The sequence below is a fragment of the Arthrobacter sp. K41 genome (assembly GCF_059089645.1).
The window spans coordinates 1-741 of sequence record NZ_JBNHEW010000016.1 but is presented as its reverse complement, the minus strand read 5'-3'; the positions used below and the strand labels follow the sequence as shown (position 1 = coordinate 741).

Here is a 741-nt window from a genome sequence, read left to right as displayed (position 1 = left end):
CCGATGACCAATCTGGTCTGATGGTTGCGGGATGACAGCGACGATATTGCGGTCGCGAAGGTGGGTCCGGATGGCTCTGGATGAGTATGCCTTGTCACCGCGAACACGGTCCGGGCGGGTACGTGGCCTGCCCGGACCGCAACGAGCAATCTTCAACTGGCTCATGAGGTGGCCGAACATCGGCGCATCCCCGCCCTGGCCCGGTGCGACCAGCAGAACCAGTGGCCGGCCTTTGCCATCGACCAAGGCGTGAATTTTGGTGCTCAGTCCGCCGCGGGACCGTCCAATGGCGTGATCGTCCGGCTCAGCAAACAGATTCATGTAATTCGAGCCGGCCCCCTGTGGCGCGGGGAAGGTTGGTGCCATGCTGGTGGGCGCGGTTGACCGTCGAGTCGACCGAGACCGACCAGTCCACTTCACCTCGAGAGTCCGCCACCGTCAGCAATGTCGCCAGAATGCTGTCCCACGTTCCGTCACCGCTATAGCGGCGGTGACGCTTCCAAACGGTCTGCCACGGACCGAATTCGGAGGGAACATCCCGCCAGGCGATTCCGCATCGGTACCGGTAAATGATGCCCTCGACAACCCGGCGGTCGTCCCGGAATGGACGTCCCCGCCGGCCGGCAGAGGACGGCAGTAACGGCTGGATGCGGGCCCACTGCCCGTCAGTCAAAACAGAAGTACGCGACACCCATCAAGCATCACTGCTAAGCCAGCCCAGATTTAGGAGACACGCCCTAG

At 62.9% G+C, this 741-nt stretch carries 1 pseudogene; it reads right to left on the bottom strand.

Annotated features, from left to right (window positions below):
* Positions 1-691, bottom strand: a pseudogene (locus AC5RTE_RS17165) (IS5 family transposase); the annotation flags it as partial.
* Positions 692-741 lie beyond the last annotated feature (50 nt).